Source organism: Comamonas sp. E6, from assembly GCF_001010305.1.
Taxonomy (GTDB): domain Bacteria; phylum Pseudomonadota; class Gammaproteobacteria; order Burkholderiales; family Burkholderiaceae_C; genus Comamonas; species Comamonas thiooxydans.
Map to the genome: position 1 here is coordinate 213,262 of NZ_BBXH01000009.1, position 15,381 is coordinate 228,642.

The following is a 15,381-nucleotide window of genomic DNA, read 5'->3' on the forward strand; positions in this document are numbered from 1 at the left end:
ATCAGCCTTCGACGATCAGCTGCGTGCGCGGCGCATAGCCGTGATTGAGGGGGCCGTGACCCTGGCCGGTATAGACCTCGGCTCCCGCCTCGATGGCGCCCAGAATATAGCGGCGCGCCTCGGTCACTGCGGCCTCCAGCGCCAGCCCCTGAGCCAGGAAGGAGGCAATCGCCGACGACAGCGTGCAGCCCGTGCCATGGCCGTTATGGGTGACGATGCGCTGCGACTGCAGGCGCAGATAGTCGCCGACCTGCTGGCCTTGCCGGCCCAGCACATCCATGACCAGATCGCCGCTCAGATGCCCGCCCTTGAGCAATACGGCCGGTGCCCCCATGGCCAGCAGATCGGCCACGGCCGCATCCAACGCTCCAATGCCGTCGATGTTGCGACCCAGCAGCAAAGCTGCTTCATCCAGATTGGGGGTAATCACCGTCGCCAGCGGGAACAGCTCCTGGACCAGCGCCTGTGCCGTCTCGGGAACGATCAGGCGGTCACCACTGGTGGCCACCATCACGGGGTCCAGCACCACGTTCCTGATACCGTGGCGACGGATCGCATCCGCCACCACGCCCACCACATCGGGGGTTGCCAGCATGCCGATCTTGACGGCATCGACGCCTATGTCCTGCACAACGGCATCGATCTGGCCGCGCACGGTATCGAGCGGAATGCCGTGAATACCCGTCACACCCAGCGTGTTCTGCACGGTGATGGCCGTGATCGCCGTCATGCCGTAGCAGCCCAGAGCCGCACAGGTCTTGAGGTCGGCCTGGATGCCGGCGCCACCGCCGCTGTCCGAGCCGGCTATGGAGAGCACGCGTGCATAGCGCTTTTTTGCTGCGCCGGAGATGGAGGAAGAAGCAATCACTGTCATGGCAAAAATTATCGCCCATGCGCATGGTCAATGCGTGCTGTTTGCGGTTGTGCTGTAATGTCCAACGGACGAAACAGGGGTGTCCCGCAGGCAAGCAGCCTGTGCGGACTGAGAAACACCCTGGGGCTGCGCCAGCCACGGGCTGCGCACCAGAGCACCATCCGTGCCCTGTGCCCCCTGCACCCGATCCAGGTCATGCTGGCGTGGGGAGTTTCACAAGCCGCAAGGCATGCCGCGTTTTGTCCTGCACATGGCCCTGTTCCTGTGTCCGGATGGAAAACGATTTGCACATGTCATTGCTACAAGCTTCTTCAAAGATCGCAATTCTCGGCGGCGGCCTCATGGGCCGTCTGCTGGCTCTGGCCCTGGCCCAGCGCGGTCACGCCATCGACCTCTATGACGCCCATGGCCCGCAAGGCGATGGTGCTGCGGCGCGCGTGGCGGCTGCTATGCTGGCGCCGCTGGCCGAGTCGGCCATTACCGAGCCCGGCGTGGTGCGCATGGGCCAGCATGGGCTCAAGCGCTGGCCCGAGCTGATAGCTCAGCTCGAGCAGCATGTGTTTCTGCAGCAAAACGGCACGCTGATTCTCTGGCACCGCCAGGATCAAGGCGATGCGGCACGCTTTTTCGGCCTGCTGGAGAAAAACCGACGCATCAACCCCAGCCTGCCGGCCATGCAGGAGAAGACCGGCGCGGCGCTGCAGGACTGCGAGCCCGCGCTGCAGGGACGCTTCAACCAGGCCGTCTATCTGCCCGGCGAAGGCCAGCTCGACAACCGCCAGCTGCTGACGGCGCTGGTCGACAAGCTCAGCGCCCTGGGCGTGCAGCTGCACTGGGACAGCCCGCGCGAAGTTAGCGACTTCCGCCCCGGCGAAACCCATGGCGACAGCGGCCAGCCCGACTTCGTGTTCGACTGCCGGGGCCTGGGTGCCCGCAGCCAGTGGAAGCAACTGCGCGGCATTCGCGGCGAGGTGGTGCGCATTCACGCGCCCGAAGTCACGCTGCAGCGCCCCACACGCCTGATCCATCCACGCTACCCCATCTATATCGCGCCCAAGGAAGATCATCTGTTCGTGATTGGCGCGACCGAGATCGAATCCGACGATATGTCGCCGGCCAGCGTGCGCTCCACGCTGGAGCTGCTGAGTGCGGCCTATACCGTGCACTCGGGCTTTGCCGAAGGCCGGATTGTGGAGATCGCTACCCAGTGCCGCCCCACCCTGCCCGATAATCTGCCCGCCGTGCGCCTGCTGACGCCGCGCGTCATGGAAGTCAACGGCCTCTACCGCCACGGCTTCATGATCTCGCCCGCCATGCTCGACGTGGTGCTGGAGCTGCTGGACCACAACGACTCGCCGCTGGCGCGCGAGTTCGATGTCGCCGTGCATCGCGGCTGAGCCGCGAGTCCGAACTTTGGCGCACAGCACTTGCACCCCCTGCGCACGCAAGCGCCGCCGTGCAGAGGTTTAACTTAGCACCCGCTTTATTTTCCGTTTCATGCCATGAAGATCACCCTCAATCAGCAAGCCACCGAGCTGCAAGCCCATGCCACCGTGGCCGATGCGCTGGCGCAGATGCAGGCCAAGCCCCCGTTTGCCGTGGCGGTCAACACGGTGTTTGTGCCCAAGACGCAGTACGCCGACCATGCGCTCAACGAGGGCGACAGGATGGAAGTCATCTCTCCCGTCACCGGCGGCTAGAAATGAATCCCCCTGAGTCGCTTCGCGCCTTCCCCCAGGGGACGACACCCTCGCGGCGAGACGGCTCTTGCTCGGTGTCACTGACTTGGCACATGCCTGTTTGAGGCTCACTGGGCTTCACGCGCATTGCGGTACAAAGACAAGAGATATAGATAGATCATGAATACAAAAACCACCGACGACACCCTGGTTCTCTACGGCCAACGTTTTGAAAGCCGCTTGCTGCTGGGCACCTCGCGCTATCCCTCGCCGGCGATTCTCGAAGCGGCTGTGGAGCGTTCCAGGCCCGCCATGGTCACGGCCTCGCTGCGCCGCCAGGGCAGCAATGCCGCCGAGACCGGTGCCAGCTTCTGGGAGCTGCTGCGCAAGCTCAACGTGCCCGTGCTGCCCAACACGGCAGGCTGCATGACCATCCAGGAAGCCGTGACCACGGCCCAGATGGCACGTGAAGTTTTCGACACACCCTGGATCAAGCTGGAGCTGATAGGCGACGACTACACGCTGCAGCCCGACACGCTCAATCTGGTGGAGGCTGCCTCCATCCTCATCAAGGACGGCTTCCAGGTCCTGCCCTACACCACCTACGACCTGGTGCTGTGCCAGAAACTGGTCGACGTGGGCTGCCAGGCCGTCATGCCCTGGGCTGCGCCCATAGGCACCGGCCGCGGCCCCGTCAACCCCTATGCCATGCAGATGCTGCGCGAGCGCCTGAAGGTGCCGCTGATCGTCGACGCCGGCCTGGGCCGTCCCTCCCATGCCTGCACCGTGATGGAATGGGGTTATGACGCCGTGCTGCTGAACACCGCCGTGGCCCTGTCCGAAGATCCCGTGGCCATGGCCGGCGCCTTCTCCGATGCCGTCAATGCCGGTCACGCCGCCTGGCGCGCTGGCGCCATGGCAGAGCAAAATGCCGCCCAGCCCAGCACGCCCGTGCTGGGCACCCCTTTCTGGCATCAGGAATAAAGGCCGCCCCATGGACCCCGCAGAAATCAAGGCCCTGGCGCAAGCCATCATCCACCAGCACAGCGCCAACTTTGGCGCCCGGTTGCACCACGATGCCAACTCGGTCGAGCTGACGCCCCAGCCCGTGCCGCCCGCGCTGCGCCAGGAGCCCGCCTATCTGGCCGCGCTTGAAGCCTGCAGCCAGCTGGGCTTTATCGCCGTGGATGCACAAACACTGGCCCAGGCCTGGCAGTGCCAGAGCGAACGCACCGACCAGTTCGATGTCACCCACTGGCCCGACGACCCACGCGACTTCGGTCTCGGCAAGGCCGACCCGGCACTGGCTTTTGCCCATTGCCCGAGCGAGCTGGGCCTGTATGGCGTGCTGCCCACGGCCGAATGGGTGGGCCGCATGGCCCGCGCGGGCGTGCCCACGGTGCAGCTGCGCTTCAAATCCGGCGACCAGGCCGCCGTGGCCCGTGAAGTCAAGGCTGCTGTCGAAGCCGTCAAGGGCACGCAGGCACGCCTGTTCATCAACGACCACTGGCAGGCCGCGCTGGACGCAGGCGCCTACGGCATCCATGTGGGCCAGGAAGATCTGGACGTGATCGGCCAGCGCGATCTGCAGACCATCCGTAGCTCGGGCACACGCCTGGGCGTCTCCACCCATGGCTACGCCGAGATGGTGCGCGCCCATGCGGTCCAGCCCAGCTATATCGCCCTGGGCGCGGTCTTTCCCACCACGCTCAAGAAGATGGCGACAGCCCCGCAAGGACTGGCGCGGCTGGCGGCCTATGTGCGGCTGATGCAGCAATACCCGCTGGTGGCGATTGGCGGCATTTCCGAGGACCTGTTCCCCGCCGTGCGTGCCACGGGCGTGGGCTCGGTGGCCGTGGTACGCGCCCTGGTCAACGCCCCCGATTCGGAAGCTGCGGCCAAGCATCTGCTGGCGCGCATGCAAGCTGCTGCGTGAATCCACGCACTACTAATTCAATAGCTTGGAGCGCTTGAAAGATAAGAGCTACCAGCTATTTTCACTTAAAGCCACAGATCCATCGCGCCTGAAAAACTCGGCGCATGAAATACCGCAGATGACAAGACTGAATGCCCGCAGCCCGCGGGCATTTTTGTTTTCCGTCGCGCCGCAGCCCGCATGACTGCTGGGTTTTCTTGATCGGCGCAAGCCCTCTTCGCGTTAGAAGCGGACACACAGGTGACAACCCTGAGTCCCGCAGTTGCGGCACAGCCGGTCCCACACGCGACAATGGGGCGGTTACCAGTCACGCATAAGACAGAACATGGACGAGCCAATTCTTAGTATGGAAGAACGTGAGGCGATCAACTCTGGTCGCTGGTTTTCATCCCTTTCGCCCTCTTTGCGGCACGACATTCTTCGATGCGCTTACGTCAAACGATACAAAGATGGCATGCTCATCTGCGCTCGCGGCGAACCGCCCGAGGAGTGGATTGCCTGTGCACGTGGAGCGGTGCGGGTCAGTTCCACCTCCATCACGGGCAAGCAGATCACGCTGACCTATGTGGAGCCGGGCATCTGGTTCGGGGATGTGGCGATTCTGGATGGCGACAAGCGCACGCACGACGCCTATGCCCATGGCGAGACCACGCTGCTGTGCGTATCCAAGGCGGACTTCAAGCGCATTCTGGCAGAGCATGTGGAGTTTTCCGAAGCGATCTTGCGCCTCAATGCACGCCGAGTACGTCAGCTCTACGGTCTGGTGGAAGACCTCAACACCTTGCCGCTGCGCGCGCGCCTGGCCAAGCAGCTGTTGCACCTGACGCGCAGCTATGGCGTGATGAGCCTGTCGGACAGCAACGAGATCCGCATCGGCCTGCATCTGGCGCAGGAGGAGCTGGCGCAGTTGCTGGGCGCCTCGCGCCAGCGCGTGAACCAGGAACTCAAATCCATGGAGCGCGAGGAAGTGATTCGCATCGAACCGGGTGGCCTCATCGTGCGCGACCGGGTGACGCTGCTGCGCATTGCAGACACCGACCACTGATTCACCCCCTGAGCGGCTCTGCCGCTTCCCCCTCTCTCGCTTCGCCGCGCTTGCGGGAGGGGGACGATGCCATCGCCGCGAGGCGGCTCTTGCTCGGCATCCCTGGCGGGGATCGCGCCAGTTTTCACCTTCGTTTCTCTCTTGCTGCGTTCTGCGGCAACTCTCCCCTTTCACGCATTCGCTCGCTGCGCCTTCGGCGCGGCGTGGCGGGCTGCGCCTTGCCCATCACAAATCGAACAAAGGACTGAGACAGCATGAGCACTTATGAGCATTTCGTCGGCACCCGCGCGGTTTCCGATCAGCATGCGTTTGATACCAATGCCATGACCGACTGGATGAGCCGTCATGTCCAGGGCTTTGAAGGCCCGCTGCAGGTGGAGATGTTCAAGGGCGGCCAGTCCAACCCCACCTACAAGCTGATCACGCCCGGCCAGAGCTATGTGATGCGCGCCAAGCCCGGTCCCGTGGCCAAGCTGCTGCCTTCGGCCCATGCGATCGAGCGCGAATACCGCGTGATGAAGGGCCTGGCCGGCACCGATGTGCCCGTGCCGCATATGTATGCGCTGTGCGAGGATGAATCCGTCATCGGCCGCGCCTTCTACATCATGGAGTTCATGGAGGGTCGCGTGCTCTGGGACCAGTCCCTGCCCGGCATGACGCCTGCCGAGCGCGCCGAGATCTACGACGAGATGAACCGCGTGATCGCAGCCCTGCACAGCGTGAAGTTTGCCGAGCGCGGCCTGGCAGACTACGGCAAGAGCGGCAATTACTTCGAGCGCCAGATCGGTCGCTGGAGCAAGCAGTATGTGGCCTCCGTCACCCAGCCCATCCCCGAGATGGACCGGCTGATGGAGTGGCTGCCCGCCCATATGCCGGCCAGTGCGCGCGACGAAGGCCGCGTCTCCATCGTGCATGGCGACTACCGCCTGGACAACCTGATGTTCCACCCCACCGAGCCGCGCGTGATTGCCGTGCTGGACTGGGAGCTGTCCACGCTGGGGCATCCGCTGGCCGACTTCAGCTACCACTGCATGAGCTGGCATATACCGGCCGAGCTGGGCCGCGGCATCGCGGGGCTGGACATCGCAGGCCTGGGCATCCCTGCCGAGCACGATTACATCCAGCGCTACTGCCAGCGCACCGGCATTGCCGATGTGGCCACGCTGCAGCGCGACTGGAACTTCTACCTGGCCTACAACATGTTCCGCATCGCGGCCATCCTGCAAGGCATTGCCAAACGTGTCGAGGCCGGCACGGCCTCCAGCGCCCAGGCCAAGGCCTCGGGCGACACCGCCCGCCCCATGGCGGAGCTGGCCTGGTCCTTCGCTCAGCGCGCCTGACTTTCATCCACCACCACGCAATCAGACCGTCCCACAACAAAAGGAGCACTCATGGACTTCGACTACTCGCCCAAAACCAAGGACTTGCAGCAACGCCTGCTCAAGTTCATGGACGAACACATCTACCCGGCGGAAAAGGAGTATGCCGAGGAGATGCAGGCCAACACGGCCGCCGGCAAGCGCTGGACGCCGCTGCAAACCATTGAAAAGCTCAAGCCCAAGGCCCAGGCCGCGGGCCTATGGAATCTGTTCCTGCCCGTGGACAGCGCCGAAGCCTCGGGCTACCACGGTGCGGGCCTGACCAATCAGGAATACGCACCGCTGGCCGAAATCATGGGCCGTGTGCCATGGGCTTCCGAAGTCTTCAACTGCTCCGCGCCGGACACCGGCAATATGGAGACCATTGCCCGCTACGGCAGTGCCGAGCTCAAGGAGCGCTGGCTCAAGCCCTTGCTGGAAGGCAAGATCCGCTCGGCCTTCGCCATGACCGAGCCCGAAGTCGCCTCCTCCGACGCCACCAATATCTGCACGCGCATCGAGCGCCAGGGCGACGAATACGTGATCAACGGCCACAAGTGGTGGATCTCGGGTGCCGGCGATCCTCGCTGCCAGGTCTTCATCACCATGGGTAAGACCGACCCCGAAGCGGCCAAGCATTCGCAGCAGAGCATGATCATCATCCCGGCCGATGCCAAGGGCATACGCATCGAGCGCCCGCTGAACGTGATGGGCTATGACGATGCGCCCCACGGCCATATGGAGATGTATTTCGAGAACGTGCGCGTTCCCGTCGGCAATATTCTGCTGGGCGAAGGGCGCGGCTTCGAGATCGCCCAGGGCCGCCTTGGCCCGGGCCGCATTCACCACTGCATGCGACTGATCGGCCTGGCCGAGCGTGCGCTGGAACTGATGTGCAAGCGCGCCAGCAGCCGCGTGGCCTTCGGCAAGAGCGTGGCCCAGCAGACCGTGACGCAGGAGCGCATTGCCGAGGCGCGCTGCAAGATCGACATGGCGCGCCTGCTCACGCTCAAGGCCGCCTGGCTGATGGATGTGGCCGGCAACAAGGTTGCAAGGACCGAGATCGCCATGATCAAGGTCGTCGCACCCAGCATGGCCTGCCAGGTCATAGACTGGGCCATGCAGGTCCATGGCGGCGGCGGCATGTGCGACGACTTCCCGCTGGCCTATGCCTATGCCGCAGCACGCACACTGCGCTTTGCCGACGGCCCCGACGAGGTGCACCGCAACGCGATCGCCAAATGGGAGCTGGGCAAATACGGCAGCTACGGCAAGAACGCCGAAGTGCCCATCACGCGCGGCGGCTGATGCGAGGCGGCAGGAGCGGATCACGCCGCTCCTGCTCCCCGGAAACAAAAACACCCCGTCAGCCACGGCTGCGGGGTGTTTTTGTTTCGAAGGCAGGCTTGTTACTCGCTATCACTAAAGAAGCTTATACCGCCTTATATCAAACGATTTCAGATATAAACCATATTGAAATTCAATGAATACATACGATATAAGCTTCTTAATCAATAGCAACATAGCTAACGGCACCAGGCCCGGCACCGCACGCCCGTACCGGGCCTAGAAGCTCTCCCACTCGCCATCGTCTGCCGTTGCTGCCTTTTGCGGCTGGGGCGCTGCTGCGCTTTTCGCGGGGCTCAGGACCGGCGGCTTGCTCCCCGCCGACATCGCCGGGCGCTTGAGCGCAGGCGACGGTGCCTTGAGCGGGGCCGCAGCCTTGATCGCAGCCCTGGCAGGCGCGGACTTGAGCGCCGCAGGCGCCAGGGCTGGCGTGGCTTGCAGACCGGACTGGGCGCCGAGCTTGAAGAAGCTCACCGTCTCGGCCAGCGCGGCGGCCTGACTGCGCAGCGCGTCGGTCGCGGCTGCGGCCTCCTCCACCAGGGCGGCGTTCTGCTGGGTCATCTGATCCATCTGTGTCACGGCCTGGGTGACCTGCTCGATGCCCGAGGTCTGCTGGTGGCTGGCCACCGAGATCTCGCCCATGATGTCGGTGACGCGGCGCACGCTCATCACGATCTCATCCATGGTCCTGCCGGCCTCGTCGACCTGGGTGCTGCCTTCCTGCACCTTGCTCACGGAGTCGTCGATCAGCTGCTTGATCTGCTTGGCCGCCTCGGCCGAGCGCTGGGCCAGGGTGCGCACTTCGGAGGCCACCACGGCAAAGCCACGGCCCTGGTCACCCGCACGGGCCGCTTCCACCGCCGCGTTCAGCGCCAGGATATTGGTCTGGAAGGCAATGGAGTCGATCACGCCGATGATGTCCACGATCTTGCGCGAGGACTCGTTGATGGCCGACATGGTCTGCACCACCTGGGCCACGGTGGCACCACCGCGTACGGCCACCTGGGACGCTGCAGACGCCATCTGATTGGCCTGCTGGGCATTGCCGGCGTTCTGCTGCACGGTGGCGGTCAGCTCCTCCATGGAGGCTGCCGTCTGCTCCAGCGAGCTGGCCTGCTCTTCGGTGCGCGAGGACAGATCCTGGTTGCCGCTGGCAATCTGGCTGCTGGCCGAGGCAATCGAGTCCGTGCCCTGGCGCACCTGACCCACGATACGCTGCAGGCTGGTGTTCATGTCCTTGAGCGCCTGCAGCAGCTGGCCCACTTCATCGCGGCTTTGCACAGTGATGCTGGCGCTCAGATCGCCCGCAGCCACGGACTGGGCCAGCTGAACGGCCGACTGCAAAGGACGCGAGATGGAGCGTGCGATCAGCACCGCCAGCGCCACGCCGATGACGATGGAGCCCAGCAGCAGCGCCATCACCCACCAGCGGGCAGCTGCATACAGGTCATCGCCGGCCTGATTGGTTTCCTCGGTCGCCTGATGGTTGATCTCGCTGAGAGCATCCAGACGTGTATTGATGCCGCGGCTGATCTTGAGCGACTCGCCGCGCAAGATTTCGCTGGCGTCATCGTTGAGCAGCTGATGCGACAGATCCACCACCTTGGCCGTCTGCACGGCATAGGCCTTGAGCTCCTCGCCGATTTCGGCCAGCAGGGCTCGCTCCTTGTCGGTTCTCACGTATTTGGCATACGACTGCTGGTTCTGGACCAGCTCGTCCCAGAGCTTGGGCATGCTCTTGTCATAGACCGCCATTTCCTCGGACGACTGCGCCATCACATGCTGCATGGTCTGCGAGCGATAACGCTGAAGCTGATAACGCATGTCCTGCAGGTTGCGGGCCGCCGGCAGCCACTGGCGCGCCAGATCGGTGGCCGTGGCATTGACACGCTCCATCTGGACCAGCCCGTACAGGCCCGATACCGCACTGATCAGCAGGATCAGCACAAAAGACACCAGCAGCTTGTTGGCCAGCTTGAGGTTGCGAAAGAAGTTCATGGGGGAATTGGGCGCCTGGGCGACCTGCAAGGTCTGGCACCTGCGAGATGGGGAATAGGGAAAACTGCCTGAAAAGCGCGTACACACTGCGCGTGCCTGCGAATTCTATTCAGTATTTGTTACTTCAAGTAACAGCATCCATGAATAAAACCGATGGTGGTATCAGGGGCATAGCGGGGCTCAAAAAGACACCTCAATGAAGCACTCAAAAACCCTCTCGAAGGCCATTGCATCCTTACAGCCGTCCGGCATGAGAAAATCAGCCCTTATTTATCAGCAAGAACAACGGATTCACCATGGAAGCAGAACGCGTCAACTCTATCGGCAACACCCTCCAAGATCTGGCCGAGCGCACGGCAGATCTCCGGAGGTATCTTTGACTACGATGCCAAGTACGAACGCCTGCGCACGGTAAACGCCTCGCTGGAAGACCCTGCCGTCTGGAACGACCCCAAGAAGGCACAGGAACTGGGCAAGGAAAAGAAGTCGCTCGACTCCGTCGTGCTGACCCTGGAGAAGCTCACCACCGAGCTGGCCGACAATTCCGAGCTGTTCGAGATGAGCAAGGAAGAAGGCGATGATGCCGGCCTTGAAACCATCGAAGCCGAAACCGCCAAGCTCAAGCCGCTGATCGAGGAGCTCGAGTTCCGCCGCATGTTCGGCGGCGAAGCCGATCCGCTCAACTGCTTCATCGACATCCAGGCCGGCGCCGGCGGCACCGAAGCCTGCGACTGGGCCAGCATGCTGCTGCGCCAGTACCTGAAGTACGCCGAACGCAAGGGCTTCAAGGCCACGGTCGAAGAAGAGACTCCGGGCGACGTAGCCGGCATCAAGAGTGCCACCATCAAGGTCGAAGGCGAGTATGCCTACGGCCTGCTGCGCACCGAAACCGGCGTGCACCGTCTGGTGCGCAAGTCGCCCTTCGACAGCTCGGGCGGCCGTCACACCAGCTTTTCCTCGCTGTTCGTCTACCCCGAGATCGATGACTCCATCGAGATCAACATCAATCCGTCGGATGTGCGCACCGACACCTACCGCGCCTCGGGCGCCGGCGGTCAGCACATCAACAAGACCGACTCGGCCGTGCGCCTGACCCACATCCCCACGGGCATCGTGGTGCAGTGCCAGGATGGCCGCTCGCAGCATAGCAACCGTGACGTGGCATGGCAGCGCCTGCGCTCCAGGCTGTACGACTTCGAGATGCGCAAGCGCATGGAAGAGCAGCAAAAGCTCGAGGACACCAAGACCGATGTGGGCTGGGGTCACCAGATCCGCTCCTATGTGCTGGACAACAGCCGCATCAAGGACTTGCGCACCAACGTTGAAGTCTCGGCCACCCAGAAGGTGCTGGACGGCGACCTGGATGTGTTTATCGAAGCCTCGCTCAAGCAAGGCCTCTGATCCTAGAAAGGAATCGATATGCTGCAACTGCGTGACGGGCAAGCCCCGGCCACCGCGATTTACCGTGCCGACTACGAGGCCCCGGCCTGGTGGATCGACACGGTGGACCTGACTTTTGACCTGGACCCGGCCAAGACGCGCGTGCTCAGCAAGATGCGCGTACGCCGCAACCCCGAAGTGCCGGCACAGGCGCTGCGCCTGGACGGCGACGAGCTGAATCTGGCGCGGGTGATGGTCAACGGCGGTGGTACCTCCTTCAAGATGGATGGCGACCAGCTGGTGCTGGAGAACCTGCCCGAGGGCAACGAGCCCGTGGAGCTGGAGATCTTCACCACCTGCGCCCCCATCAAGAACACCAAGCTCATGGGCTTGTATGTGAGCGAGGACACGTTCTTCACGCAGTGCGAGGCAGAAGGTTTCCGCCGCATCACCTACTTCCTGGACCGCCCAGACGTGATGGCCATGTACACCGTCACGCTGCGCGCCAGCAAGGCCCAGTACCCGGTGCTGCTGTCCAACGGCAATCTGGTGGAGTCCGGCGACCTGGAGGACGGTCGCCACTTTGCCAAGTGGGTCGATCCGCATAAAAAGCCCAGCTATCTGTTTGCGCTGGTGGCCGGCAATCTGGTGGCCCGCGAGCAGAAGATCAAGAGCCGTGCCGGCCGCGATCACCTGCTGCAGGTCTATGTGCGCCCCGGCGACCTGGAAAAGACCGAGCACGCCATGAACTCCCTCATGCACTCCGTGGCCTGGGACGAGGCGCGCTTTGGCCTGAGCCTGGATCTGGACCGCTTCATGATCGTCGCCACCAGCGACTTCAACATGGGCGCCATGGAGAACAAGGGCCTGAACATCTTCAACACCAAGTATGTTCTGGCCAGCCAGGCCACGGCCACCGACACCGATTACGCCAATATCGAATCCGTCGTCGGTCACGAATACTTCCATAACTGGACCGGTGACCGCGTCACCTGCCGCGACTGGTTCCAGCTGAGCCTCAAGGAAGGCCTGACGGTCTTCCGCGATCAGGAGTTCAGCATGGACATGGCGGGCACGGCCTCGGCACGCGCCGTCAAGCGCATCGACGATGTACGCGTGCTGCGCACCGTGCAGTTCCCCGAGGATGCCGGCCCCATGGCCCACCCCGTGCGCCCCGACAGCTATATCGAGATCAACAACTTCTACACGGTCACGATCTACGAAAAAGGTGCGGAAGTCGTGCGCATGCAGCACAACCTGGTCGGCCGCGAAGGCTTTGCCAGGGGCATGAAGCTGTACTTCGAGCGCCATGACGGCCAGGCCGTGACCTGCGACGACTTCTCGCAGGCCATCGCCGACGCCAACCCCGACTCTCCCCTGGCCCAGCATCTGCAGCAGTTCCGCCGCTGGTACAGCCAGGCCGGCACGCCTGTGCTCAGGGCCGTGGGCCAGTACGATGCCGCAGCCCGGACCTATACGCTGACGCTGTCGCAAAGCTGCGCGCCCACCGTGGGTCAGGCCGAGAAACTGCCTTTCGTCATTCCCGTGCAAATGGGTCTGCTCACCGCCAGCGGTCAGCCCATAGCCCTGCAATTGCCAGGCGAAGATGCAGCCCAGGCAGTCGCCAGCCGCATGCTGGTGCTGACCGAAGCCGAACAGCGCTTTGTCTTCAGCAATGTGAGCGAAGCCCCCGTGCCCTCGCTGCTGCGCAGCTTCAGCGCCCCCGTGGTGCTGGAACATGAATTCAGCGATGCCGATCTGCTGACCCTGCTGGCCCATGACAGCGACCCGTTCAACCAATGGGAAGCCAGCCAGCGCCTGGGCCTGCGCTATGCCCTCAAGGCCATCGCGGCCAGCGGCGACGCCAGTGCCGAGATCCTGCCTGAAGCCTTTATCGAAGCCATGCGCCGCGTGCTGCGCGACGACAAGCTGGACGCGGCGTTCAAGGACCTGGTGCTCACGCTGCCGTCCGAGAGCTATATCGCCGAGCAACTGGCCGAAGTCGATCCCCAGCGCGTGCATGCCGTGCGCGAAGCCATGATCTTGCAGCTCGCGAGTGCCCTGCAGCCCGAGTGGGAAACCACCTGGGAGGCCAACCGCGACACCGGTGCCTACCGTCCCGACCATGTCAGCGCCGGCCGCCGTGCGCTGGCGGGCCGCGCCCTGTCCATGCTGTGCCTGCAGGCAGCCCGCACCGGCGACACGGTCTGGCCCGGCAAGGCCTACCAGCGCTGCAAGGATGCCGGCAATATGACGGACCGCATGGCGGCCCTCTCCGCCCTGGTCTACAGTGCCAGCCCGCTGGCCGAGCAGGCGCTGCAGCGCTTTCACGCGCTGTTCAAGCAGGATGCACTGGTCCTGGACAAATGGTTTGCCCTGCAAGGTGCAGCCAGCGATCGCGGCGGCGATGTGCTTCCGGCCGTCAAGGCGCTGATGAAGCATGCCGACTTCCAGATCAAGAACCCCAACCGCGCACGCAGCCTGATCTTCAGCTACTGCAACAATGCCGGCGCCTTCCACCGCGCCGATGCGGCGGGCTATGTGTTCTGGGCCGATCGCGTGATCGAGATCGACGGCATCAACCCCCAGGTGGCCTCCCGCCTGGCCCGGGTGATGGACCGCTGGAAGAAGCTGGCCGAGCCTTACCGCTCTGCGGCCCGCGAAGCCATCGCCCGTGTGGCTGCCAAGCCCGATCTGTCCAACGACGTGCGCGAGGTCATCACCCGCGCTCTGGCGGACTGATGGGTCTGAACATGCTTGCTCGACACGCGGCTCGGGGCATGAAGGCCCTTGCCGTCGCTGCGGCGAGCATGTCGCTGAGCACTCAGGCAGCAAAGCCTGATGCGGGATTCGAAGCCCGTTTTGCGCCCCTCTATGCCACTGTCTTCAGCGAAGGCGGCAGCTTCAGCGGGCGAGCCATGAGTGCCGATCTGCAGGCGCTGGAGCCGCTGTTGAAAAAGCCGGGGTTCGCTGCACGCGATATCTTCCGGCTCTACTACACACAGGCCAGCGTCTATGCGCGCCGCGGCATGCCCAAAGAGGCAGCCGAAGCAGCACAGACGGCACTGACGGCTTTGTCCGGCACTCAGGACCCTGAACTGTCATACGCTCATTTTTTCCTGCGCTACTCAAGCATCCGCTGGCTGGCAGATGCCGGGCATCACGCAGCGGCGCTCAAGCAGGTCAAAGCCTTTCAGGCTCAATACCCGCTGCCGCAGATTGCCGGGCTGCCCGCCGAAATGCGCTGGGACGAGAGCGTGAGGCCTGCACGGGCTCTGGATTTTCCGAGCCAGATGCAGATTCTCGGCGTCTATGAGGACGAAGGCTATCTGCTGCATGAACTGGGGCAGTTTCGCGCGGCCAGGCAAGCCAACGAGCGACTGCTTCCTGTCGCGCGTGAACGCCTCAAAGCCATGGGCAAGCTGCAGCAAATACGCGGTGTACTCACCAATATTGCGCAAAATTGCTATGAGCTGGGCGATCTGAAGCAAGCTGCCATCTATCTTCAGGAGCGTCTGCAGATTGCGCAGGCGGCGCAAGACCATGCCACCGTCTACGACAGCTATTTCCAGCTCATGGTCCTTGCCCATGAGCAAAAGCAAGAACCGCAGGCCCGCCAATGGCTGGCCCGCTATGAACAATACGCGCTGAACCAGAAAGACAGCAAGCAGCAAACCCGCGTCAAGGAGCTGCTGGCGGAACTGGAGCAGCGCACTGCGGGGCATCGTCCATGACAGCAGATGCCCTGCCCTGTTTTCTGTCCA

12 protein-coding genes and 1 riboswitch are annotated in these 15,381 nt (G+C 63.4%); of the genes, 10 read left to right on the forward strand and 2 right to left on the reverse strand.

Features of this window, described 5'->3' with window-relative positions; translation table 11 throughout:
* Position 1: 1 nt before the first annotated feature.
* Positions 2-874, reverse strand: a complete 873-nt coding sequence (thiD, locus tag CSE6_RS09250; RefSeq protein WP_059440380.1) for a bifunctional hydroxymethylpyrimidine kinase/phosphomethylpyrimidine kinase — start codon at positions 872-874, stop codon at positions 2-4.
* 65 nt (positions 875-939) lie between these two features.
* A riboswitch (TPP riboswitch) is annotated at positions 940-1,101 on the forward strand.
* A gap of 63 nt (positions 1,102-1,164) precedes the next feature.
* On the opposite strand from thiD, the gene CSE6_RS09255 reads away from it, so the two are divergent.
* The 7 genes from CSE6_RS09255 to CSE6_RS09285 all read left to right on the forward strand — a co-directional run bounded on the left by CSE6_RS09255 (position 1,165) and on the right by CSE6_RS09285 (position 8,200).
* Complete coding sequence (locus CSE6_RS09255; protein WP_083994701.1) at positions 1,165-2,271, forward strand: FAD-dependent oxidoreductase; 1,107 nt, start codon at positions 1,165-1,167, stop codon at positions 2,269-2,271.
* A 105-nt stretch (positions 2,272-2,376) separates the two neighbouring features.
* Positions 2,377-2,574 carry a sulfur carrier protein ThiS gene (gene thiS / locus CSE6_RS09260; protein WP_003061260.1) on the forward strand — a complete coding sequence of 66 codons (198 nt, stop codon included), beginning with the start codon at positions 2,377-2,379 and terminating at the stop codon, positions 2,572-2,574.
* A 159-nt stretch (positions 2,575-2,733) separates the two neighbouring features.
* Entirely contained in the window at positions 2,734-3,537 is an 804-nt protein-coding gene (locus CSE6_RS09265; RefSeq protein ID WP_045839591.1) for a thiazole synthase, read from the forward strand.
* A 10-nt stretch (positions 3,538-3,547) separates the two neighbouring features.
* On the forward strand, positions 3,548-4,489 hold the full coding sequence (gene thiE / locus CSE6_RS09270) for a thiamine phosphate synthase (RefSeq protein ID WP_059440382.1): 942 nt from the start codon (positions 3,548-3,550) through the stop codon (positions 4,487-4,489).
* 325 nt (positions 4,490-4,814) lie between these two features.
* Positions 4,815-5,534: a Crp/Fnr family transcriptional regulator gene (locus CSE6_RS09275; RefSeq protein ID WP_034349335.1), complete on the forward strand. Its 720-nt coding sequence runs from the start codon at positions 4,815-4,817 to the stop codon at positions 5,532-5,534.
* A 254-nt stretch (positions 5,535-5,788) separates the two neighbouring features.
* Entirely contained in the window at positions 5,789-6,874 is a 1,086-nt protein-coding gene (locus CSE6_RS09280; protein ID WP_059440383.1) for a phosphotransferase, read from the forward strand.
* Positions 6,875-6,925: 51 nt separating this feature from the next.
* Complete coding sequence (locus CSE6_RS09285; RefSeq protein ID WP_034358531.1) at positions 6,926-8,200, forward strand: acyl-CoA dehydrogenase family protein; 1,275 nt, start codon at positions 6,926-6,928, stop codon at positions 8,198-8,200.
* A gap of 258 nt (positions 8,201-8,458) precedes the next feature.
* On the opposite strand, the gene CSE6_RS09290 is transcribed toward CSE6_RS09285, so the two are convergent.
* Positions 8,459-10,237, reverse strand: a complete 1,779-nt coding sequence (locus tag CSE6_RS09290) for a methyl-accepting chemotaxis protein (RefSeq protein WP_059440384.1) — start codon at positions 10,235-10,237, stop codon at positions 8,459-8,461.
* Positions 10,238-10,533: 296 nt separating this feature from the next.
* On the opposite strand from CSE6_RS09290, the gene prfB reads away from it, so the two are divergent.
* The 3 genes from prfB to CSE6_RS09305 all read left to right on the forward strand — a co-directional run bounded on the left by prfB (position 10,534) and on the right by CSE6_RS09305 (position 15,351).
* A protein-coding gene (prfB, locus tag CSE6_RS09295; RefSeq protein ID WP_100086375.1) for a peptide chain release factor 2 occupies positions 10,534-11,638 on the forward strand; the annotation gives its coding sequence in 2 pieces (ribosomal slippage) (positions 10,534-10,614 and positions 10,616-11,638; 1,104 coding nt in all).
* Between the two features lie 18 nt (positions 11,639-11,656).
* Entirely contained in the window at positions 11,657-14,359 is a 2,703-nt protein-coding gene (pepN, locus tag CSE6_RS09300; protein WP_059440385.1) for an aminopeptidase N, read from the forward strand.
* Complete coding sequence (locus tag CSE6_RS09305) at positions 14,359-15,351, forward strand: hypothetical protein (RefSeq protein WP_059440386.1); 993 nt, start codon at positions 14,359-14,361, stop codon at positions 15,349-15,351. The genes pepN and CSE6_RS09305 overlap by 1 nt, the downstream gene beginning before the upstream one ends.
* The last annotated feature ends 30 nt before the right edge of the window (positions 15,352-15,381 follow it).

What these genes read in the sequence shown, in the direction of transcription:
- thiD (WP_059440380.1), bottom strand. Translation starts at nt 874, where the DNA reads ATGACAGTGATTGCTTCTTCCTCCATCTCCGGCGCAGCAAAAAAGCGC.
- CSE6_RS09305 (WP_059440386.1), top strand. Translation starts at nt 14,359, where the DNA reads ATGGGTCTGAACATGCTTGCTCGACACGCGGCTCGGGGCATGAAGGCC.
- pepN (WP_059440385.1), top strand. Translation starts at nt 11,657, where the DNA reads ATGCTGCAACTGCGTGACGGGCAAGCCCCGGCCACCGCGATTTACCGT.
- CSE6_RS09275 (WP_034349335.1), top strand. Translation starts at nt 4,815, where the DNA reads ATGGACGAGCCAATTCTTAGTATGGAAGAACGTGAGGCGATCAACTCT.
- CSE6_RS09265 (WP_045839591.1), top strand. Translation starts at nt 2,734, where the DNA reads ATGAATACAAAAACCACCGACGACACCCTGGTTCTCTACGGCCAACGT.
- thiE (WP_059440382.1), top strand. Translation starts at nt 3,548, where the DNA reads ATGGACCCCGCAGAAATCAAGGCCCTGGCGCAAGCCATCATCCACCAG.
- CSE6_RS09290 (WP_059440384.1), bottom strand. Translation starts at nt 10,237, where the DNA reads ATGAACTTCTTTCGCAACCTCAAGCTGGCCAACAAGCTGCTGGTGTCT.
- CSE6_RS09280 (WP_059440383.1), top strand. Translation starts at nt 5,789, where the DNA reads ATGAGCACTTATGAGCATTTCGTCGGCACCCGCGCGGTTTCCGATCAG.
- CSE6_RS09255 (WP_083994701.1), top strand. Translation starts at nt 1,165, where the DNA reads ATGTCATTGCTACAAGCTTCTTCAAAGATCGCAATTCTCGGCGGCGGC.
- thiS (WP_003061260.1), top strand. Translation starts at nt 2,377, where the DNA reads ATGAAGATCACCCTCAATCAGCAAGCCACCGAGCTGCAAGCCCATGCC.
- CSE6_RS09285 (WP_034358531.1), top strand. Translation starts at nt 6,926, where the DNA reads ATGGACTTCGACTACTCGCCCAAAACCAAGGACTTGCAGCAACGCCTG.